Annotated in this window: 10 protein-coding genes and 2 pseudogenes; 5 read left to right on the top strand and 7 right to left on the bottom strand. The window is 65.2% G+C overall.

Translation table 11 applies throughout. From position 1 onward, the window contains the following. Positions 1 to 17 precede the first annotated feature (17 nt). Complete coding sequence (locus CFB43_RS31420) at positions 18 to 872, bottom strand: hypothetical protein (protein WP_089497950.1); 855 nt, start codon at positions 870 to 872, stop codon at positions 18 to 20. A gap of 17 nt (positions 873 to 889) precedes the next feature. Further along, the gene (locus tag CFB43_RS31415; RefSeq protein WP_089498207.1) at positions 890 to 2,488 is read right to left on the bottom strand and encodes a tetratricopeptide repeat protein; all 1,599 of its coding nucleotides are present in this window, start codon (positions 2,486 to 2,488) and stop codon (positions 890 to 892) included. Positions 2,489 to 2,838: 350 nt separating this feature from the next. On the opposite strand from CFB43_RS31415, the gene CFB43_RS31410 reads away from it, so the two are divergent. The 3 genes from CFB43_RS31410 (at position 2,839) to CFB43_RS31400 (ending at position 5,445) form a co-directional block, all read left to right on the top strand. Next, complete coding sequence (locus tag CFB43_RS31410) at positions 2,839 to 3,240, top strand: hypothetical protein (protein WP_256990149.1); 402 nt, start codon at positions 2,839 to 2,841, stop codon at positions 3,238 to 3,240. A 47-nt stretch (positions 3,241 to 3,287) separates the two neighbouring features. Further along, positions 3,288 to 4,058: a glycosyltransferase family 25 protein gene (locus CFB43_RS31405; RefSeq protein WP_226275554.1), complete on the top strand. Its 771-nt coding sequence runs from the start codon at positions 3,288 to 3,290 to the stop codon at positions 4,056 to 4,058. A 547-nt stretch (positions 4,059 to 4,605) separates the two neighbouring features. Beyond that, complete coding sequence (locus CFB43_RS31400) at positions 4,606 to 5,445, top strand: peptidylprolyl isomerase (protein ID WP_089497947.1); 840 nt, start codon at positions 4,606 to 4,608, stop codon at positions 5,443 to 5,445. Between the two features lie 298 nt (positions 5,446 to 5,743). Here the strand turns inward: CFB43_RS31400 and CFB43_RS31395 are convergent. The 5 genes and pseudogenes from CFB43_RS31395 to CFB43_RS31375 form a co-directional block, all read right to left on the bottom strand. Further along, positions 5,744 to 6,065: pseudogene (locus CFB43_RS31395) on the bottom strand (helix-turn-helix domain-containing protein). Further along, a complete protein-coding gene (locus CFB43_RS31390; protein ID WP_089498206.1) occupies positions 6,065 to 6,433 on the bottom strand; it encodes a type II toxin-antitoxin system RelE/ParE family toxin in 369 nt (122 codons plus the stop codon). The pseudogene CFB43_RS31395 and the gene CFB43_RS31390 overlap by 1 nt, the downstream one beginning before the upstream one ends. 205 nt (positions 6,434 to 6,638) lie before the next feature. Beyond that, the gene (locus CFB43_RS31385) at positions 6,639 to 6,959 is read right to left on the bottom strand and encodes an XRE family transcriptional regulator (RefSeq protein ID WP_089497946.1); all 321 of its coding nucleotides are present in this window, start codon (positions 6,957 to 6,959) and stop codon (positions 6,639 to 6,641) included. Beyond that, positions 6,956 to 7,399: a type I toxin-antitoxin system SymE family toxin gene (locus tag CFB43_RS31380; RefSeq protein WP_256990148.1), complete on the bottom strand. Its 444-nt coding sequence runs from the start codon at positions 7,397 to 7,399 to the stop codon at positions 6,956 to 6,958. Before CFB43_RS31380 ends, CFB43_RS31385 begins: the two co-directional genes overlap by 4 nt. A 176-nt stretch (positions 7,400 to 7,575) precedes the next feature. Then, positions 7,576 to 10,602, bottom strand: coding sequence for an ATP-binding protein (locus CFB43_RS31375; RefSeq protein WP_089497944.1), 3,027 nt, complete (start codon positions 10,600 to 10,602; stop codon positions 7,576 to 7,578). Between the two features lie 484 nt (positions 10,603 to 11,086). On the opposite strand from CFB43_RS31375, the pseudogene CFB43_RS39235 reads away from it, so the two are divergent. Both CFB43_RS39235 and CFB43_RS31365 read left to right on the top strand, forming a co-directional pair. Continuing rightward, positions 11,087 to 12,793 (top strand): annotated as a pseudogene (locus tag CFB43_RS39235) (YadA family autotransporter adhesin); the annotation flags it as partial. Between the two features lie 36 nt (positions 12,794 to 12,829). Then, positions 12,830 to 21,487, top strand: a complete 8,658-nt coding sequence (locus CFB43_RS31365) for a YadA-like family protein (RefSeq protein WP_256990145.1) — start codon at positions 12,830 to 12,832, stop codon at positions 21,485 to 21,487. Positions 21,488 to 21,520: the final 33 nt, after the last annotated feature.

The raw sequence follows: 21,520 nt of genomic DNA, 5'->3' as shown, positions 1-21,520 counted from the left end.
CGTGTGCCGGCACGTCGCTAGACGGCGACCGGCTCCCACGACAGCAATGGCGCAAGCGTGCGCGCCTGCGGGATCCGGGCGATCGTATCGAGCGCGGCTGCCTCCAACTGGCGGCGCTGGGCGATGTCGCGGACCAGTTCGACACAGGTATCGACCAGCGCGTCGTAAGGCGCTGCGCGGAATCCGGCCACATAGTCGGGATCGATCGCCGTCGTCGGCGATACCTCACCGACAATCGCCTTGCCGTTCGTCATCAGATAGAACGCGCGTACGACTTCGAAGATGTGTGACGCGTAGTGATGCAGGTTCAGCACGACCTTCGCACGCGCGATGTACGTATCGCGTTCAGCGCCATAGATGCCGCCGCTGACGATCCCGACCTTGAGCCCGCGTGCCTGCAATGCGTCGAGCACCGCCGCGCGGCGCGGACCGATCGTCCCGTAGAACAGCACGTCGATATCCTGCCCGACGTCGTTCGGAATGCGGCGCAGCTTCGGATGAAAACCCACCTTCAGATAACGGGCGTGCCCGATGCCGAGCGCCTTCAGCTTCGCGAGATTGCGTTCGCTGTAATCCCAGGTTTCGTAGCGCGACGCCCAACGATAGATGTTCTCGTTCCACGGCTGCTCGTCGACGTGAATCTGCTCGGTGTTGACGATGATCGTGTCGTCCGGCACGTGGTCGGTCAGGCCCGGATCGGCGAGATGGCAGCCGATCAGGATGTTCCTCGCGTCCGACATCATGTTGTTCTCGTGGCAATGCACGACGTGGCCGAGATCCTCGAGTCCGTATGCGATGACTTCGGTGAGTTCCGTGAACGCGCCGGTGTGTGCATAACCGGGCGGGCGAACGAGGCAGATGTTGTAGTTCATGACGCGTCCCGTTCCGGTCAGTGGGCGAGATCGCGAAGATCGGCGACGACTTCATCGAGCACGGGATCCCAGTCGGCGAACGTCTTCTGCCGATACAGCGACGCGGTCGGATAAAACGGGCTGTCGCGTCGGTCGCGCTGCCAGACCCAATGCGGATTGGCATCGAGCAATATCCATGTGCGCCGGCCGAGCGCGCCGCTCAGGTGCGCAACCGACGTGCAGACCGTGATCACGAGATCGAGCGCGCCGACGAACGCCGACGTGTCTTCGAGCGTCTTCCACTCGCGGGTCATGTCGGTCACGTTAAAGCCGGCCGCGCACGCTGCCTCGACGTCGTGTTGTGCGCCGAGCTGCAGCGAATAGAACGCGACGTCGTCCTGCATGCCGGTGAACGCATCGGCATAACGTTCGAGGCCGACGCGACGGAAGCGGTTGCGCGCATGCGTGAGGCTGCCTGTCCATGCGAGGCCAACCTTCATCCGCTTCTCGCCGGAGAGCGCGTGACGCCATGCATTGGTGGCCGCAGCGTCTGCATGAAGGTATGGCGCCGATGCCGCGAGCGCGTCGCCGTCGAGGCCGAGCATCCACGGAACGCTCATCAGCGGCAGTTCGTAATCGTGTTCGGGCAGGCGGTCGACGCGCGTAGCGGTGTCGAACAGGTCGACGTGATGACCCAGGCTTCGCTCGATCAGTGCGCCTGCCTGCGGAAACGTATTCCACGCGATGCGTCCGCCTTCGCGATGCACGCGCTCGGCGAGCAGCGGGACGTAACGGCAGAACTGCAGCAGGTCGCCGATGCCTTGTTCACCCCACAACAAAAGCGTTTTGTCCGCGAGCGGTTCGCCGCGCCAGCGCGGGCGAGGAAAGGCCGGCAGGCCGCCGCTGAGTTCTGACGAGCCTTTCCAGCGTGCCTCGTAAAGCGGCCAGCCAGCTTCGAAATCGCCACGCGCGAGCGTCAGCAGGGACAGATTGTGGCGATACGACGCATTGTCAGGCGCGAGCGCGACGGCGCGTTGCGCGTGGTGTTCCGCTTCGTCCCAGCGCTGCGCTTCCTTCATCACGAGCGAGATGTTGTTCGCGGCGAGCGGATCGTTCGGTGCGAGCGCCGCGGCGCGCGTGGCCGCGCGTTGGGCGCCGTCCAGATCGAATCGGCTCATCCGCGTGACGATCGCGTTCGTCCACGCGCGGGGATCGTCAGCGTTGTCGTCGAGTGCGCCTTCGATCAGCGCATGTTCGATATCGGGATCACCGTCCGACATCCGGATCGCGACCGCGAGATTGTTCTTCAGCGAAGGCCATGCGGGCGCCAGGCCGAGTGCGTGGCGGTATGGCGCGATCGCTTCGTCGTGACGGCCCGCCATCTGAAGCGCGTAGCCGCAATTAAATGCCGCGGCGGCCGACATCGGGCGAAGCCGCCAGTGCAATGCAGCGAGTTCGACCGCCCGCTCGATATCGCCACGGTCGATCATCGTCTGCGTCGCCGTGACGATCGCGTCGTCGTTGGTATCGGGCGACGCGTCAGCGTTGAGCAGGTCGAGCGTCATCGCGTCGTCGAGCGTGTCACGCAGCTGCGGGAGGGTTGCGAGGGCGGGCATGTCGTGCGGGGTGATCTGCATCTGAAGTCGCTCCGTAAAGCCGCCGCGCAGCGAGGCGTGGATCGGCGGCATCGTCAATCGGGGCGGCCGCCGACGGTTCGCTTGGCGAAAACCGGGGCCGGGTGGCGTGTGGGCTGTCGTTCCGATGTCGGCGGACACCCGTTGCCGTGTCGGAATCCACTTTATGCAGTCGTCCCCGACAACTAAATCGGACAAGTCCTAAATGGATTGGATATTTGGAACATATCGTCCTAAATAATCCTGTTTGCCACCCGGGACGGACCTTGGGGCGGATTCGGCGGAGCACAAGCGTGGCGCTGTAGGCCCAGTCCGATTTATGCGAGACAGCCGCATCACGTAAGACCCGTCCGATGGAGATCGGTATCGCACACCTTTTTAATACAACCTGTTCCTGCTGGCACCGTTCGGCATCCATACGACAAGGAGTATTGAAAATGAGCGACGCAGATCATCTGGTGAAGGGCGCGGTGCTGGGCATGATTGCCAGTGCAGCGGCGGTCGCGGCGATTCATTTCGTCGTCGAGGTCGGCACGCGCTGGAACGCGAGCGGCCTGAACGTGACCCTGGTGACCGCGCTGGCGATGGCGCTGTTGCTGCTTGTGCCGCCGCTCGTCGCCGCATGGCGCAACCGGGCCGACGTAGTCGATCCGTTTTTCGAACCGGCGGCGGTGAAGCCGTTGCTGCAAGGGCGGACCGTCGGCATCGTGCTGGGTATCGTGTTCGGTATCTCCGTCGTGACGGGGTGGCAATGATGAACATGCCCGTTACCGACCGACTGGGGGCCGTCGATACCGCGACCATGCCCGCGACCGAACCTGCTCCCGCAGCGCACCCGCTTTCCGTACGCGGTACGCTGCGCGTCATCTCGCTGAATGACGCACGCGGCCGCCGTGACACGTTTCGCGCGAACAACCCCGACCTTGATTTCGCATTCATCGACGCAGTGGACGGGGGCGCGCTGTTGGATGACGACATTGCGGCGAGCGGGCTGTTCGCCCCCGGCCTGCCGTACACGCGTGGGGCAATCGGCGTGGCGATGACGACGCATCGGCTGTGGACAGAGATTGCATCCGGCGACGCGCTCGTGACGATCGCCGAGGACGACGCAATCTTCCGTCCCGATTTCAACGACGTGCTCATGCAGTTCCTGCGCGCGCAGCCTGATCGTCTCGACTTCATCGCATGGGGCTACAACTTCGATTCGATCTTGCGTGGCACGCTTTTCAACGATCGCACGCCGGTGACGATGCAGTTCGACGCGGCGGCGCTCACGCGTGCCGTCGACGATTTTCGTATCGACCGCGGTCCCGCGTTGATGATGAACCTGCTCGAGTTCTACGGGATCTGCGCGTACACGATCTCGCCGGCCGGTGCGCGGTTCCTGCTCGATCGCTGCTTTCCGTTGCAGCCGGAGACGCTGTTTTCGCACGGGCTTGGCCGTCCGATCGCGAACTATGGCATCGACGTCGCGATGAACAAGTTCTACGGCGCGATGCGCAGCGTGGCTGCCTTTCCGCCGCTCGCCGTGACGATGAATGTGCGCGAGACGTCGACGATCCAGCAGGGGTGAACATGAACGCATGCATGCGCCCGACGATCATGGATTCGACGCAGAATCGGACCAGGCTGATTGTGCGGTGGACTGCCGTGCTCCGACAATGGAGCCATCGAGTGGTCGATTGGAGTCCGCCCGATACCCCGTGTACGAAGCCTGGCTTCGTTGGACGCGCTGCCCGGCCCCGGGCAGCGTATTTTTCGCCGGACGAGCGCTCGTCTCGACCGCGCGGTGCGTGCCGGACGGACACGCGTGAATGCCCTGCGGCGGTCGGTGGGCTCGGCCGCTCTTCGGCCGATGAGGTCGCAAGTTGGGAGAACGCTGCCAGATGCGAGCGCAGGGCATTCACGCGTGTCTGCTGGTGGGCCGCTGTGTGCTTGCCGCGAGTCGGCGTCCCTCGCCCGTGTTTGCCTCTCGTCGCTGCGCGGTACCTGGCCGACCGGCCTGTGCCCGTCCCGTTTCGTTGTGCGTCTGTCCATGCGAATGCCGATGGCGATGCCGCAGTTTCCCTCCTCGCCGCGGTGACGTGCGGCATTCCTACCTCTCGATGAAGGACCTTCCGATGAAACATCACTTTCCAGTCATTTACACGCTGATCGCGCTCGCTTGTGCCTGCGGTGCACCGATCGCCCGCGCCGCCGGCACGAAAACGGAAACGCCGCTGCCGCCCAGTGTCGAAGCCGTCGTAAACAACGTACCGATTCCGCATGTTGATATCGACGAGCGGGTCAAGGCGTCGGGCCAGCCCGATTCGCCCATGCTGCGCGAGCAAATCAAGCGCGACCTGATCGTTCAGCAACTGGTCGAACAGGCGGCCGACAAGGCCAACTACGGCAGCCGTCCCGAAGCGGTGAAGGCTGCGATGCGGGCCCGCACGGTGGCCGCGTCGGAGTTGTTCCTGCGCGAGCAGGCTCGCCCGCAACCGGTGACCGACGCGCAGGTGAAGGCGCGCTATGACCAGATCATCGCGAATGCCGGCCAGTTCGAATACCGCGCCGAAGTGGTGGCAGTGGCCGATGCGGCGACCGCGGCGGCGGCGATGGCCGAGCTGAAGAAGGGCGTGCCGTTTGAAGCGATGGCGAAGCAGTACAACACGGCACCTAACGCCGGCGTTGCCCAATGGGCCGAACTGCGCACGCCGATCGTCGAAGGCAAGACGGGCGGGATGGATGTGCCGCTCGCGCAGGTGATCACGTCGATGAAGCCGGGCACGGTCACGGGCCCGTTCGCGGTCGGGAAGGCCTTTGCGATCGTGAAACTCGACGAGAAGCGGCCGACCGTTGCACCGAGCTTCGAGGCGGCGAGGAACGTGCTGCGCCAGCAACTCGAAACGCAGGCGCAGCAGCGCGCGATGGCCGCGCTGGTGGAGAAGCTCGGCTCGCAGGCAACGATCCAGCAGTAAGCGCGAACCCGGATACCCCGGGGATTCGACCGAATCATCGCGCCAGCCGCTGCCGTTATCCACGGCAGCGGCATTTTTATGCGAGTGCCGAACGAAGAATCAGCCTGGTCTGATAGGTTGTGACGGTTGTTGACGCTAAATTGAACGGGTGTGGTACCGGAGGGGCTTTGGCGGCGGCCGCCGGGCCCGGTCGTAGCCTTGCTATTCGTGTGATAGCACTACTCCTAACGCTGCCTTATGCGAGCGCCGAAGATATTCCGGTTACCACACGCCTCCCTTCGCGATGTTTCGCCGGCAGTCAGGCGGCGACCGTGATGCCGGCCGACCGAGAGCGTCGCGCAGGCTGCACGTCGATTTCGACATGCTGGCCCAGCGATACCAATGCGTGCATCAGCCGTTCGAGCGAAATGTTCTGCAGCTTGTAACGGCGCACCGGGGATACTTTCGGCATGCGTCATGCCGGTGATCGCCGCTGCCTCGATTTGGCTCAGGCCGCGTCGGTCGATCAGTTCGTTGAATTTGAGCGCGAGCGCCGCTTTGGCCGACAGTTCCGCGCCCTCGTCGAAACCCAGGTTCAATAGCACGTTGTGGGTGCCTTGGGGACAGTCATTGCGATTCATCATCGATCTCCCGCTCGCCCGTGACGGACAAACACTGCTTTCAACCGTTTCGTGATCAGTTCGACGTCTGGCTTCGGTGTCGCAATACCGGACGTCGATTTCTTCTGGAACGCGTGGAGGACATGGACCGAATCGCTTACGCACACGGCGTAGACCGCCCGGAAAGTATCGCGGCGATGATCTTCTCGTCGCTCATATACCCCGGAAACCAATCCCTTCCAGGGCTTGGCCGAGTCAGGCGTGCTGCCCAGCTGGACGATGAACAATGCCACGCCCATGTCTTTCTGTACGTCGGCAGGGAACGTTTTGAATTCCTTCTTCGACGAACCTTCCCAGTACAGAAGTTTTCGTTTCCGATTTACATTTATATCCGTTCGGATATAAATGACACGTGCCGGAATCCGCGCGATTGTGTCGCGGAAATCCGGCAACTTAGAAAAAACCCCGGAATTTGTGCGCCCGTTGATTCATCGGGCAGCGTTAGGGCTATCGTTTCGAACTCGTGGCCCAGAGGCGCTTATCTATCGGAGTCGAAAGCGCCCCTTGCCAATGTTCAGCCGACTTCACCGACCGTCAGACCGAAACCGTGATACCCGACGGCCCCGATTCCCCCACTGGCCGCACCACGATTTCCACATGCTGGCCGAGCGAGGCGAGCGTCACCATCAGCGTTTCCAGCGAAACGTTCCGAAGCCTGTCGCGCTGCTCGGGGGTGACCACCGGCCGGGTCATCTCGGCCAGCGCAGCAGCCTCTTCCGCGCTCAGGCCGCGCGACGCGATCAGCGCATTGACCTTCAGCACGAGCGCGGACTTGGCCGCCAGTTCCCCGACATCGTAGAAGTCGAAATCGGCCGGGACGTCGTCGGGGTATTGATTCGGGGCGTCGTGGTTCATGGTGCTTCTCCTGCCATCACCGATTCCAGTTGCCGTCCCGTTGCGGGATCGTCATCGGGGCGTTCGTGCCTGACGCAATGATCGCCGCCCGCATCATCGATCGGGGTAATCACCAGCCGCTTGTGCGATACCTCGATCTGCAAGCGTTGCTCGGGATCGAAACCCGCCGCCTCGATCCATCGGCCGGACAATTTCGTCCACAGATACATCACAGGCGGTGCCATGTCGGTCAGCCTGACGTGCGGGACGAGGCGGCCAGAGTGAGAGGACGATTGCGGGGAAAAAAAGCAATCGCGGAAATACGTCGGTGCGTTATGATTCGCGCCAGCCATGGTCAACTCCTTAGTTGAGTTGGTTGTGGTCAGCGGCCCGCAGGTGTTGTTCTCACCGGCGGGCCGCGCTCGTTTACGCAGCAGATTTCGATCGCCATTCCGTTGCATGATTGGCATGTCGAAATGACTGAACATCCGAAGCGAAAACGTGCAACCACTCTACCGAGATCGACTGCTGTCTGATATCGGTCTTGTACGGTTTTATCGACGTTGGCCATTCGGCCGATGCCTTGTATCCTTGATGGTCAACGATTTCAGGGCAGTTGCGCTGGCGGACCGCTTCGTCACTTCATCGCAGATATGTCAGAAATAGTGTCGACCGGTTGTTGCGACTCGCCAGCCGCACGTCGCACGAGGATCTCTTTCGCGTCGTGCCGATAGCGTTCGAACTCACGCGCGAACGCCGCGGCGTCGCCCGCCAGCGCCAACGCTTCCATCGATGCACAAGCCGCGGATATCTCGTGCTCGCCGATCATCGCGAACGCCCCACGCATGCTGTGAATCTCCGTGCGGGCCGCTTTCAAGTCCCCATCCTGGAGCGCGCGTGCGATTGCGCCATTCGACCGGTATGCGGTGTCGGAAAGCACCTTGTGCAGATCATGGGGCAGCGGCCCGTGCCGGCGCGACGGCGGCGGCGAATGAGCCGCCTGCGACGGCCCGGTGTGCTTCGTGATCGCCTGCTCGAGCGATTTCAACGACGTCGGCTTCGCGACGATCTCGTCGATCCCCGCTTCCCGCGCCAGACGCAATTCGTCGGGCTCGGCATGTGCCGTCACGGCGAGAATCGGCCGTGCACGGCCCCGCTCACGCAACACCCGCGCAAACGCATAGCCATCGAGCCCCGGCATGTTGAGATCGGTCATCACGAGCGCATAGTCGTGTCGATCGACGAGGTCGAGCGCTTCCGCGACGCTCGATGCGACATCGGCCGGATAGCCTAGGACGTCGAGCTGGTCGTGGATCAGCGAACGGTTCACCGGGTTGTCGTCGACGAACAGCACGCGGGCGTTCGGCGCGTCGGCCCCCGCGTCGGCGCGCGCGGCGCCCGGCCGGTGATCGAGCGGCAGCGGCAGCGTAATGATGAACGTCGAGCCGACGCCCGGCACACTGTCGACCGCAATGTTGCCGCCCATCGATTCGACGAGCTTGTGGCTCAACGCCAGCCCGATCCCGGTGCCGCCGAAACGTCGCGCGATCGACCGGTCGGCTTGCGCGAACGGTTCGAATATGTGTGCGAGCTGGTCGGCCGTCATCCCGATCCCGGAATCGCTGACGCGGATCGTCACGGGCGTCGCATCGACGGCCGATGCCGACACGGACAGCGCCACCGTGCCGCGATCGGTGAACTTGATCGCGTTGCTGACCAGGTTCACGACGATCTGCCGCACGCGCATCGGATCGCCGACGTATGCATGCGCGACGGCCGGGTCGATATCCACGCGCAGTGCCACACCCTTCGCGGCGGCCATCGGCTCGAACAGGTCGGCGAGGTCGCGCATCAGGTCGTCGATGCGGAAGCTGGTCGCTTCGAGCGTCATCCGGTCGGCTTCGATCTTCGTCATGTCGAGCACGTTGTTCAGCATGTCGAGCAGCATCCGTGCGGCCGACGTGACCGCGTGGAGGCGCCGCTTCTGCCGGCTCGGATCGGGCGCCTTGTCGAGCAGTTCGAGATTGCCGAGCATCGCGTTCAGCGGCGTGCGGATCTCGTGCGTGATCGTGGCGAGGAAGGTCGACTTCGCGCGGTTCGCGCTGCCGAGCGCGCGCTCGGCGTCGGCGCGCGTGGTGATGTCGGAGAAGCTGCACAGCAGCGTGTCACGCCCTTTGTAGCGTGCGCGGACGAAGTTGACGAGCAGGTCGCGCGTGCGGCCGTCGTTCAGCGTGACCGGCAGTTCGACATCGAGCTGAAATGCGTCGCCGTCCTGGCGCTCGCGATAGCGCGCCAGCAGGCGCTCATGCAGCGGCGGCGAGCCGGCCTCGTTCTCGTACAGCTCCATCATCCGGTTGCGCAACAGCACCTGGCGCGAGCCGAGCGAAATGAGGCCGATGCCGAACGGCGCGGTCGCGATGATCGCGCGGCTCATCTGCTCGCTTTCGAACACGCGGCGCGAGCGGCGGAACAGCGGCGCGAACAGCTTCAGGTCGAACGTGATCACGAGTGCCCACAGCACGGCGAGCATCAGCGCGGTCGTGCCGAATTCGCGCAGCATCGCGGGCCAGATCGCGTGCGCGATCATCCGCCACGAATACGCATAGACGATCACGAAACCCGTATCCGAGATGCGGTCGCTGACCGTGAAGATGCCGTCGCGGTAGTTCGAAGTGAGCCGGTCGAAGCCATGCCGCCAATCACCGCTGTCGAGCGCCTGACGCATCAGCGCGGCACCGTCGGTCGATGCGTTGGTGCGGTCGGCGCTCAGCAGGATGCGGCCGCTTTCGTCGACGAGCATCGCGACTGTATCGTCGGGAGCGTGATCCATCCGGTCGGCGATCACGTCCACGTCGAGGTCGCTGACGAAGGTCATCACGTGATCGGGGCCGTCGAACACAGGCTCGACGAGACGGAATACCGTCTTGCCCGTGAGAGGATCGACCGCGGGCGGCTGCCACGCAATGTGGCGCGTGAGACGCCAATGGCGCGCGACCGCCGGATTACGCCAGTCGGCGACATCGAACGCCAGACGATCGATCAGCCCGTGCGTGTCGTGCACGCCCATGCGCGCGAGCAGGTCGGGGTACGGCGTGTTCGGCGGCGGCGTGATCGCGATGACGCGATGGTCGGGGCTGTACGCATAACCGGTGACCGGGCGGCCGGTCTGGCGCTCGGCGGCTGCAATCGAGATCGTCTGGCGCTCCATCAACTGCACGTAGCGATCGAATTCGCCGTTGGCGGTGGCATCGGGCGTGGACGCGACGAACACTTCGGTCGCGCCGCGCATCGGCGACAGCAGCACATGTCCGTCGCGCCGCAGCGTATCGGACGACGCGCGTGCATGCGGTGGATGCCCATTCCACAGCAATTCCGCATTGATCACCGCGCGGCGCATCGACGCCTGCTTCGCATCGATTTCGAGCTGGACGAGCGCCTTGTGCGTCGTGAGCAACTCGCGTCGTTTCGAAATGTAGTCGCGCACCGACCCGGTGAGCAGGATGCTCGCCGCGAACAGCATCACGAGCGACAGGAGCACGGCGCCGCCATACAGCGTGAAGCGCTGGTAGCGATGCAGCAGACCCAGGTCGCGCGGCTCGCCGCCGATCGAAGCGAACGGCGCGCTGGCATCCGCCTGGGACGCGAAGAGATGTCGGATGGGCATGGAGCGAATACCGTGAATCGATGCGCAAATCAGGAGCCGCGAACGGTTCGCGCGGCGCAGGCCGCGCGCAAGCCGGGACGTGGGGCGATATCCGTAAGCCGTCTGGTGAGGCAGGCGAATCGCGCTGCCGGCTCGGGGAACGAGCGAATTATCGGGATAGTGGAATTGCCCGTATGTAGGGCAATCCGAAACAATCGAGGGCAATGACTAAGACCAGTCCTATTTGTTCGAGCACTTGCGCGATGCGTATATAAATCCCGTCGCGCGCGCCTGTCAAATCAAATCGAAAATCGATCAAGAGAACGTAGCATTCGGGGCCGTTTGACACAGGCGATTGTCAAGCAACGTCAGGATAGGACGGGTCCTACAAAATAAGTCATCACACGTCCGGCCGTCTGATTAACCAAATGACAGCCGATCAATACATTGGCATCTGTGGACGAGGCTTGTCCTTTCTTCTTCTCTTTCTACAGAGGCTATCAACGTGAACAAGACTTATCGGACCGTCTGGAACGCGACGACGGGCACATGGGCGGCAGCGCCCGAAACGGCGCGGATGCGCACGAAATCGAAAGCGAACTCGACGATGAAGTCGTCGGTGACGGCGGCGGTCGCGGTGATGGCCGGGGTGGGTGGCGGCGCGATGTCGATGGATGCGATGGCGCAGGCTGCGAATGGTGGCGGGTCGCTGTCGCTTTGCGCACCCGGAACCGGCGCGACCGGAACGACGTTCGGCGGCGGCAATATTGCCGGCACCCGGACTACCGCGGCATGCGGCGGCGCGATCCAGAACTTCAGGCTCAGCGAAGGCCACGAGAGGGCGTTCCAGCTGTACAACCACAGTAACGTCAATGGCGGCGGTATCGGTCAGGCATCTGCCGCGACCGAGGCCGGCATCAGCGGCACTGTCGACGGGCACCTCTTCCTGCTCGGTGGATCCGGCGTGCACCTCAGGGGCCCGGTGGATTTCGACAGCAACGCGAGCATGACGAATCATCGCATCACGAACCTGGCGAACGGGACTGCCGGGACGGATGCCGTTAACCTGAATCAGTTGAATGCGGCGGTGGCGGGCGCCAGCAATCCGTATGTTGCAATCAGCACGGGCAACTACGCTGCGGCGACAGCCGCGCGGGCAGGTTCCAGTGCGACCGCGGTCGGCGCTAATTCGAGCGCAACCGGTATTTCCGCCGTGGCACTCGGTGGCAATACGGTAGCGAGTAATCAGAACGCCACCGCCATCGGCACGTTGTCGCGAGCGACCGGTTCGGAAAGTGTCGCGGTCGGCACGAGTGCGAATGCGGCTGGTGCCAATGCATCGGCCTTTGGGCAGGCAGCCGCGGCGCAGGCTGCCAATACCACTGCTGTGGGCTCCGGTTCCGTCGCCACGACGGATGGCGCAACTGCGCTCGGGTATGCCGCGAGTGCCGTGGGCAACAACGCCATCGCAGTCGGGCGCGGCGCAAGCACCAGCGGTACTTACGGCACCGCGATCGGCTATCAGGCAAAGGGCACCACCAACGCCGTCGGGATGGGTGTCCTCGCGGATGCGAGCGGGAATGCGAGCGTCGCGCTCGGTAACCGTGCAAGCAGCGCGGGTGCGAACGCGGTTGCCGTCGGCAGCGGCGCGGCGGCTGGCAATGCGAACTCGGTTGCACTGGGCGCCGGGTCGACAACGAATCGCGACAACTCGGTGTCCGTCGGTTCAGCCGGTCAACAGCGGCAGATTACGAACGTCGCAGCAGCCACGCAGAACACCGATGCCGTGAATCTCGGGCAGATGAATACGGCGCTCGCAACGAAGGCTGACAATACTTACTTCAAGGTCAACAGTACTGAAACCGCAGCGCAGGCTGGTACGACCAATTCCGTTGCCATCGGACCGAATGCCGTGGTCAATGCCGGCGGCGTAGCCGGCGCCAATTCCTCGATTGCTATCGGTAATGGTGCCTCCGCCGGCGGTACCGACTCGATCATGATCGGGACGAATGCGCGTCATTCCGGGTCGGGTGCAACGGTATTGGGCGGCAACGCCAGCGCCATGGGCGGCGGCCTGGGCGTTGCTCTCGGATATGGCAGTTCCGCATCCGGAAGTGGTGGTATGGCACTCGGATCGAGCACGACCGCGGGTGGCCGGAATTCCGTTGCATTGGGCACGGGTAGCATTGCGGACGCGGAAAACACCGTCTCCGTCGGTTCTGCGACGGTACAGCGACGCATCACCAATATGGCCGCCGGTACGGGCGCGACCGATGCCGTGAATGTCAGCCAGCTGACGGGCGTGACGAACGCGCTCGGCGGCAACGCACGCGTGGGTGCGGACGGCAGCATCGTGCAGCCGACATACAACGTTGCAGGCACCGATTATCACAACGTGGGCGACGCGCTCGATGCGCTTGCCGCGAATGGTGGTGCCGATCCGAATGCGGTGCGGTACGACGATGCGACGAAGGGCACCGTGACGCTGGGCGGCGCGGGTGCAACGACGCCTGTCGCGCTGAAAAACGTCGCGGATGCGAAGGACGACCACGACGCGCTGAACCTCGGGCAGCTGAAGAACGCGGGCCTGGTGGGCGACGATGGCGCCGGCAACCTGACGTCGCTTGCCGTGACGTACGACGACGCGACGAAGAATGCCGTTACGCTGGGTAACGCCGGTTCGCCGGTGGCGATCCACAACGTGGCGGACGGCGTGCTGTCGGCGGCGAGCACCGATGCCGTGAACGGCTCGCAGCTGTTCGCGACGAACACGCGCGTGGGTAACCTCGAGGATTCGCTGAAGGATGGCGGCGTGATCGATCCGGTGACGGGCGAATCGCTGGCGGTCGTGTACGACGGCACCGCGAAGGACAAGGTGACGCTGGCCGGCGTGGACGGCACGACGCTGTCGAACGTGAAGGCCGGTGTGGCCGACATGGACGCGGTGAACGTATCGCAGCTGAAGGACTCGGGCCTGATCGGCGACGACGGCAAGTCGATTGCCGCGGTGACGTACGACCGTAATGCGGACGGCACGCCGAACTACGGTTCGGTGACGCTCGGCCATGGCGAAGGCCCGACACAACTGAAGAACGTCGCGGATGCGACGGACGACCACGATGCACTGAACCTCGGTCAACTGAAGGATACGGGCCTGGTTGGCGACGACGGCTCGGGCAACCTCACGTCGCTCGCTGTGACGTACGACAGCGCGGTGAAGGACAAGGTCACGCTGCAAGGCGTGGACGGCACGACGCTGTCGAACGTGAAGGCTGGCGTGGCCGACATGGACGCAGTGAACGTCGGCCAGATGAACGACGCGCTTGCGACGAAGGCGGACGACACCCTGATCAAGGTCCGGAGCAACGACGGCACGCCGCCGCCTGCGACGGCGGCCTCCGAGCGCGCGATTGCGATCGGCGGCGGTGCATACGCGGATAGCCGCATTGCCGACGGCGGCGGTTTGAGCGACGGCGCGGTGGCAATCGGCGAGGGCGCAACGGCTACCGGTGGTTTTGCCACGGCAGTGGGCGCGGGCGCCTTTGCCGGCCATCTGGGCTCGGCATTCGGCGACGCGGCCAGCGCGTCGGGGGCGTCGTCTTCCGCATTCGGCGAGGCGGCGAAGGCAACGGGCGACACGGCGACCGCAATCGGTGCGCTGGCGTCGGCCGGCGGTGCGGGCGCGATCGCGATTGGCATCGCGGCAAACGCGCAAGGCAAGGACAGCGCGGCGCTGGGAGCGGGCGCACGTGCTCAGGGCGAATCGACTGTTGCGCTCGGCGCGGGCTCGGTTGCCGATCGCGACAATACCGTGTCGGTCGGCTCGGCCACGCAACAACGCCAGATCGTCAACGTCGCGGCGGGTACGCAGGATTCCGATGCGGTCAACGTCGCTCAATTGAAGGAGTCGGGCCTGATCGGCGACGACGGCAAGTCGATCGCCGCGGTGACGTACGACCGTAACGCGGACGGCACGCCGAACTACGGCACGGTGACGCTGGGCAACGGCGCAGGTCCGACGCAGATCAAGAACGTCGCGGCGGGTGTCGACGGCACGGACGCGGTCAACGTCAACCAGATGAACGCGCTGGAAGAGCGGATGCAGGGCGCCGACCTGCGCTTCGTCAAGGTCAACGCCGACCCGGTGACGGGCACGCCTGCGCTCGCGACGGGCGCGCTGGCGGTCGCCATCGGTTCCGGTGCGCAGGCAGCGGGTGCGAACGCGCTGGCGCTGGGCAGCGGTGCGCGCGTGTCCGGTGCGAATTCGGTCGCGATCGGCTACAACTCGATAGCCAACCAGAACAACGTCGTGTCGGTCGGTAGCGTCGGCAACGAGCGCCGTATCGTCAACGTGGCGGATGGCCTCGTCGATTTCCAGAGCACGGACGCCGTCAACGGCGGCCAGCTCTACGCCGCGCTGAATGACCTGTCGACGTCGGTGAACTCGAAGACGCAACAGGCGATCGACAGCTTCTCGTCGGCGATCGACGAAAAGACGAAGGCCGCGATCAACGAGATGAATACGCAGTCGATTCAGCCGATGGACGTCACCGATCCGCTGGTGGCGGTCGAAGGCTTGCGCGGCGACAACCTCGCTTCGCTGAACGGTGCGGACCCTGCCACGGCCACTGCGGTGGCGATCGGTACGTCGTCCGCCGCGAGCGGCGCCAACGCAGTCGCGATCGGCGTGCAGAACGTTGCCGGCTCCGACAATTCGGTGGCGCTGGGCAGCTTTGCGCAGACGGGCGCGGGCCAGCAGTACTCGGTCGCGATGGGTTCGAACGTGCAGACGAACGGCACGCAGGCCGTGGCGATGGGTGCGAACGCGCAGGCCAACGCGGACTACGCGACGGCGATCGGTAACAACGACGTGCAGGCGATCGGCACGGGTTCGGTTGCGGTCGGTAGCGGTGCGAACGTGCGCGCGGGTGCGACGAATTCGATCGCGATGGGCACCGGTGCGAACGTCGCACGAAACGTCCAGGGCGCGATGGCGCTCGGCTCCGGTGCGACGGCCACGACGAACGGCGGTATCGCACTGGGCGACAACGCGCTGGCCAACCGTGCGAACGCGCTGTCGATCGGCCGTGCGGGCGCGGAACGCCAGATCATCAATGTGGCGGCCGGTACGCAAAACACCGACGCGGTCAACGTGGGCCAGCTGAAGGGCGTGACGAATGCGCTCGGCGGCGGTGCAGGCGTGGGCGCGGACGGCAGCATCACGCAGCCGACGTACAACGTCGCAGGCAAGGATTACAACACCGTGGGCGACGCGCTCGACGCGATTGCCGCGAATGGCGGTGACGATCCGAACGCGGTGAAGTACGACGACGACACGCATCAGGCGGTCACGCTAGGCAACGCCGGTACGCCGGTGACGATCCACAATGTGGCCGAAGGTGCGCTGTCGGAGACGAGCACGGATGCCGTGAACGGTTCGCAGCTGTTCGCGACGAACCAGAGCATCGGCGATCTGAAGGACTCGCTGAAGGATGGCGGCGTGATCGATCCGGTGACGGGCAAATCGCTGGCGGTCGTGTACGACGGCACCGAGCAGGACAAGGTGACGCTGAAGGGCGCGGACGGTACGACGCTCGCGAACGTGAAGGCCGGTGTGGCCGACATGGATGCAGTGAACGTGTCGCAGCTGAAGGGATCGGGCCTGATCGGCGACGACGGCAAGTCGATCGCCGCGGTGACGTACGACCGTAACCCGGACGGCACGCCGAACTACGGTTCGGTGACGTTCGGCGGCGGCCATACGACCGATCCGGTTGTGTTGTCGAACGTTGCGCAAGGCGTGGCCGGTACGGACGCGGTCAACGTCGACCAACTGACGAAGGCGATCAAGGACGTCGAAGGTGGCACGAATCCGCTGGCCGTGTCGTATGACACGGTGGCCCAGAACAGCGTGACGCTGAAGGGTGCCGACGGCACGACGCTGGCAAACGTGAAGGCGGGTGTGGCCGACATGGATGCGGTGAACGTGTCGCAGCTGAAGGGCTCGGGCTTGATCGGCGACGACGGCAAGGCGATTGCCGCGGTGACGTACGACGATGCAACGAAGGCCTCGGTCACGCTGGGCAACGCCGGTACGCCGGTGGCGATCCACAACGTGGCGGAAGGCGCGCTGTCGGCAACCAGCACGGATGCCGTGAACGGTTCGCAACTGTTCGCGACGAACACGCGTGTCGGCGATCTGGAAGACTCGCTGGGCAAGGGCGGCGTGATCGACCCGGTCACGGGCGAATCGCTGGCGGTGGTGTACGACGGCACCGCGAAGGACACCGTGACGCTGAAGGGCACGGACGGCACGACGCTGGCAAACGTGAAGGCCGGTGTGGCCGACATGGATGCGGTGAACGTGTCGCAGCTGAAGGGCTCGGGCTTGATCGGCGACGACGGCAAGGCGATTGCCGCGGTGACGTACGACCGTCTCGCGGACGGCACGCCGAACTACGGCTCGGTGACGCTGGGTCACGGCGCAGGTCCGACGCAACTGAAGAACGTGGCAGCGGCGACGGACAACACGGACGCGGTCAACTTCGGCCAGATGAAGGACTACGTGGGTGACCAACTGGGCAACCCTGGAATCCCGGGCAACCCGCTTGCCGTTGCCTATGACGACGCCTCCAAGGGCCAGGTCACGCTGGCGGGCGGCGCGGACGGCACGACGATCACGAACGTGAAGGCGGGCGAAGTGAGCGCGACCAGCACGGACGCGATCAACGGTGCGCAGCTGCACGGCACGGCACAGAGCGTGGCGGACGCGCTGGGCGGCGGCTCGACCGTGGGCGCGGACGGCACAGTGACGAACCCGACGTACTCGCTGGCTGATCCGACGGACGGCTCGACGAAGACCGAGTACCACAACGTGGGCGATGCACTGGCAAACCTCGACGGCCGTACGACGACGAACACGGAAAACATCACCGTGATCAACAAGCAGCTGGCCGATTCGGGTCTGGTCGATCCGGTGACCGGTCAGTCGATCGCAGCAGTGACGTACGACCGCAACGCGGACGGCACGCCGAACCTCGGTTCGGTGACGCTGGGCGGCGCGGACGCAACGGCCCCGGTGGCGCTGAAGAACGTCGCGGACGGTACGGATCGCCACGACGCGATCAACCTGGGTCAGTTGCAGGACGCGGGCCTGGTTGCGCCGGTCGACCCGTCGAACCCGGGTGCGGGCCTGAAGTCGCTGGCGGTGACGTATGACGGCGTCGATCAGGACAAGGCCACGTTGAAGGGTGCGGACGGTACGACGCTCGCGAACGTGAAGGCCGGTGTGGCGGACATGGATGCGGTGAACGTGTCGCAGCTGAAGGGCTCGGGCCTGATCGGCGACGACGGCAAGGCGATTGCAGCGGTGACGTACGACCGCAATGCGGACGGCACGCCGAACTACGGTGCGGTGACGCTGGGCCACGGTGAAGGCCCGACGCAGCTGAAGAACGTCGCGGATGCGACGGACGACGGCGACGCGCTGAACCTCGGCCAGCTGAAGAACGCGGGCCTGGTCGGCGACGACGGTTCGGGCAACCTGACCTCGCTCGCCGTGACGTACGACGACGCGGCGAAGAACGCCATCACGCTGGGCAATGCCGGTACGCCGGTGGCGATCCACAACGTGGCGGAAGGCGCGCTGACGGCGACGAGCACGGACGCGGTGAACGGTTCGCAGCTGTTCGCGACGAACCAGAGCATCGGCGATCTGAAGGACTCGCTGAAGGATGGCGGCGTGATTGATCCGGTGACGGGCAAGTCGCTGGCGGTGGTGTACGACGGCACGGCGAAGGACACCGTGACGATGGCGGGTGCGACCGGCACGACGCTCGCGAACGTGAAGGCCGGTGTGGCCGACATGGACGCGGTCAACGTATCCCAGCTGAAGGACTCGGGCCTGATCGGCGACGACGGCAAGGCGATTGCCGCGGTGACGTACGACCGTAACGCGGACGGCACGCCGAACCTCGGTTCGGTGACGCTGGGCGGTGCGGGCGCGACGGCTCCGGTGGCATTGAAGAACGTCGCGGACGGTACGGATCGTCACGACGCGATCAACCTGGGCCAGTTGCAGGACGCGGGCCTGGTTGCGCCGGTCGATCCGACGAACCCGGGTGCGGGCCTGACGTCGACGGCGGTGACGTATGACAAGGCGGCAGACGGTTCGGCCAACTTTGACCAGATCACGCTGAAGGGTGGCGCGGATGGCACGAAGCTGACGAACGTCGCGGCGGGCGAAGTGAGCGCGACCAGCACGGACGCGATCAACGGCGCGCAGCTGCACGGCACGGCACAGAGTGTGGCCGATGCGCTGGGCGGCGGCTCGGCCGTGGGCGCGGACGGCACGGTGACGAACCCGACGTACTCCCTGGCCGATCCGGCGGACGGCTCGACGAAGACCGAGTACCACAACGTGGGTGATGCACTCGCGAACCTGGACGGCCGTACGTCGACGAACACGGAAAACATCACCGTGATCAACAAGCAGCTGGCCGACACGGGTCTGGTCGATCCGTCGACCGGTCAGACGCTTGCAGCAGTGACGTACGACCGGAACGCGGACGGCACGCCGAACCGCGGCTCGGTGACGCTGGGCGGTGCGGACGCAACGGCACCGGTGGCGTTGAAGAACGTTGCCGACGGCGTGGACGCGAACGACGCAGTGAACGTGGGCCAGTTGCAGGCTGCGGGTATCGTTGCACCGGTCGATCCGGAGAATCCGGGCAAGGGCCTGAAGTCGCTGGCGGTGACGTACGACGGCGTCGACCAGGACAAGGTCACGCTGAAGGGTGCGGACGGCACGACGCTCACGAACGTGAAGGCGGGCGCGGTCACGGCCACCAGCACGGACGCGATCAACGGTGCGCAGCTGTACGGCACGGCGCAGAGCGTGGCCGATTCGCTGGGCGGCGGTTCGACCGTCGATGCGGACGGCAAGGTGACGAGCCCGACGTACTCGCTGGCCGACCCGACGGACGGCTCGACGAAGACCGAGTATCACAACGTGGGTGACGCGCTGGCGAACCTGGACGGCCGTACGTCGACGAACACGGAGAACATCACCGTGATCAACAAGCAGCTGGGCGACTCGGGTCTGGTCGATCCGTCGACCGGTCAGACGCTTGCAGCGGTGACGTACGACCGGAACGCGGACGGCACGCCGAACCGCGGCTCGGTGACGCTGGGCGGCGCGGACGCAACGGCTCCGGTGGCGTTGAAGAACGTCGCGGACGGTACGGATCGCCACGACGCGATCAACCTCGGCCAGTTGCAGGACGCGGGCCTGGTTGCGCCGGTCGATCCGGCGAACCCGGGTACGGGCCTGACGTCGCTCGCGGTGACGTACGACAAGCATGCGGACGGCTCGGCGAACTTCGACCAGATCTCGCTGAAGGGCGAGAACGGCACGACGATCACGAACGTGAAGGCCGGTGCGGTGAGCGCGACCAGCACGGACGCGATCAACGGCTCGCAGCTGTACGGCGCATCGCAGAGCGTCGCGAAGGCACTGGGCGGCGGCGCGACGGTCGACGCGAACGGCAACGTGACGAATCCGACGTACACGGTCAACAACGAGAAGTTCGACAACGTCGGCGATGCGCTCGAGAACATTTCGAGCAGCCTCGTCCACGGTTCGATCGGCCTCGTGCAGCAGGACGAGGACACGCGCGACATCACGGTCGCGAAGGACACGGACGGCAAGACCGTGAACTTCGCCGGCAAGGAAGGCGAGCGCGTGCTGACCGGTGTGGGCGCGGGCGCGGTGAGCGCGACGAGCAAGGACGCGATCAACGGTTCGCAGCTGCATGGCACGGCGCAAAGCGTGGCCGACACCATCGGCGGCGGGACGACGGTCGATGCGGACGGCAAGCTCGCGGATACGTCGATCGAAGTGAACGGCAGCAAGTACAAGACCGTGGCGGAAGCCGTCCAGGCCGCGGCCGCGTACGGCGCGACCGATTCGCTGGCGGTGCGTTACGACCTGAACCGTGACGGCTCGCCGAACTACGGTTCGGTGACCCTCGGCGGGACGGGTGCGGCACCGGTACGACTGGGCAACGTCGCCGACGGCGTGAACCAGTACGACGCCGTGAACTTCGGCCAGTTGAGCGAGCTGAGCGACCGGCTCGGCGACGTCGACGGTCGCGTCGGTCGGCTTGAGCAGAACCCGGGCGAGGGTACGCCTCCGGGCGGCGGTTCGGGCGGCAGCGACTACTTCGCCGGCACGGACGTCGGCACGGGCACGACCCCGGCCAGCGCCGGCACCGGCGTCGGCAACACGGCGGCCGGTTCGGGCGCGGTGGTCGGCACGGGTGTGAACAACGGCACGGTGGTCGGTTCGAATGCGAACGTGTCCGCAAGCAACGGCACCGCAATCGGTTCGGGTTCGAAGAGCTCGGCAGAAGGCGCCACGGCGATCGGCAACAACGCCAACGCGTCGGGCAGCAAGTCGGCGGCGATCGGCGATGGTGCGAATGCATCCGGTTCGAACTCGGTCGCACTGGGTGCCGGTTCGATGGCCACGAGCGACAACACCGTGTCCGTCGGGTCGGCGACGCAGCAGCGCACGATCTCGAACCTCGCGGACGGCGTGAACGCGACCGACGCGGCGACGAAGGGTCAGCTCGACCGGGCCATGGGCGGCATGCAGGGCCAGATGAACGAGCTGTCGCGCAACGCCTATTCGGGTATCGCTGCAGCGACCGCGCTGACGATGATTCCGGGCGTCGATCCGGGCAAGACGCTGTCGTTCGGTATCGGCGGCGCGACGTTCCAGGGCTACCAGGCCGTGGCGTTCGGCGGCGAGGCACGCATCACGCAGAACCTGAAGATGAAGGCCGGCGTGGGCCTGTCGAGCGGCGGCAACACCGTCGGCGTGGGCGCTTCGTATCAGTGGTAATGCGCAGGGCGGGGCGCAAGCCCCGCCCGTGCC

This window comes from Burkholderia sp. AU15512 (assembly GCF_002223325.1).
GTDB lineage: Bacteria > Pseudomonadota > Gammaproteobacteria > Burkholderiales > Burkholderiaceae > Burkholderia.
Note: the sequence above shows the minus strand (reverse complement) of the source record. Positions and strands in the feature narration are given on the sequence as shown.

Excerpts from the sequence above, each read along its gene's own strand:
- CFB43_RS31420 (WP_089497950.1), bottom strand. The coding sequence starts at position 872 with ATGAACTACAACATCTGCCTCGTTCGCCCGCCCGGTTATGCACACACC.
- CFB43_RS31415 (WP_089498207.1), bottom strand. The coding sequence starts at position 2,488 with ATGCAGATCACCCCGCACGACATGCCCGCCCTCGCAACCCTCCCGCAG.
- CFB43_RS31410 (WP_256990149.1), top strand. The coding sequence starts at position 2,839 with ATGGAGATCGGTATCGCACACCTTTTTAATACAACCTGTTCCTGCTGG.
- CFB43_RS31405 (WP_226275554.1), top strand. The coding sequence starts at position 3,288 with ATGCCCGCGACCGAACCTGCTCCCGCAGCGCACCCGCTTTCCGTACGC.
- CFB43_RS31400 (WP_089497947.1), top strand. The coding sequence starts at position 4,606 with ATGAAACATCACTTTCCAGTCATTTACACGCTGATCGCGCTCGCTTGT.
- CFB43_RS31385 (WP_089497946.1), bottom strand. The coding sequence starts at position 6,959 with ATGAACCACGACGCCCCGAATCAATACCCCGACGACGTCCCGGCCGAT.
- CFB43_RS31380 (WP_256990148.1), bottom strand. The coding sequence starts at position 7,399 with ATGCAACGGAATGGCGATCGAAATCTGCTGCGTAAACGAGCGCGGCCC.
- CFB43_RS31375 (WP_089497944.1), bottom strand. The coding sequence starts at position 10,602 with ATGCCCATCCGACATCTCTTCGCGTCCCAGGCGGATGCCAGCGCGCCG.
- CFB43_RS31365 (WP_256990145.1), top strand. The coding sequence starts at position 12,830 with ATGGCCGCCGGTACGGGCGCGACCGATGCCGTGAATGTCAGCCAGCTG.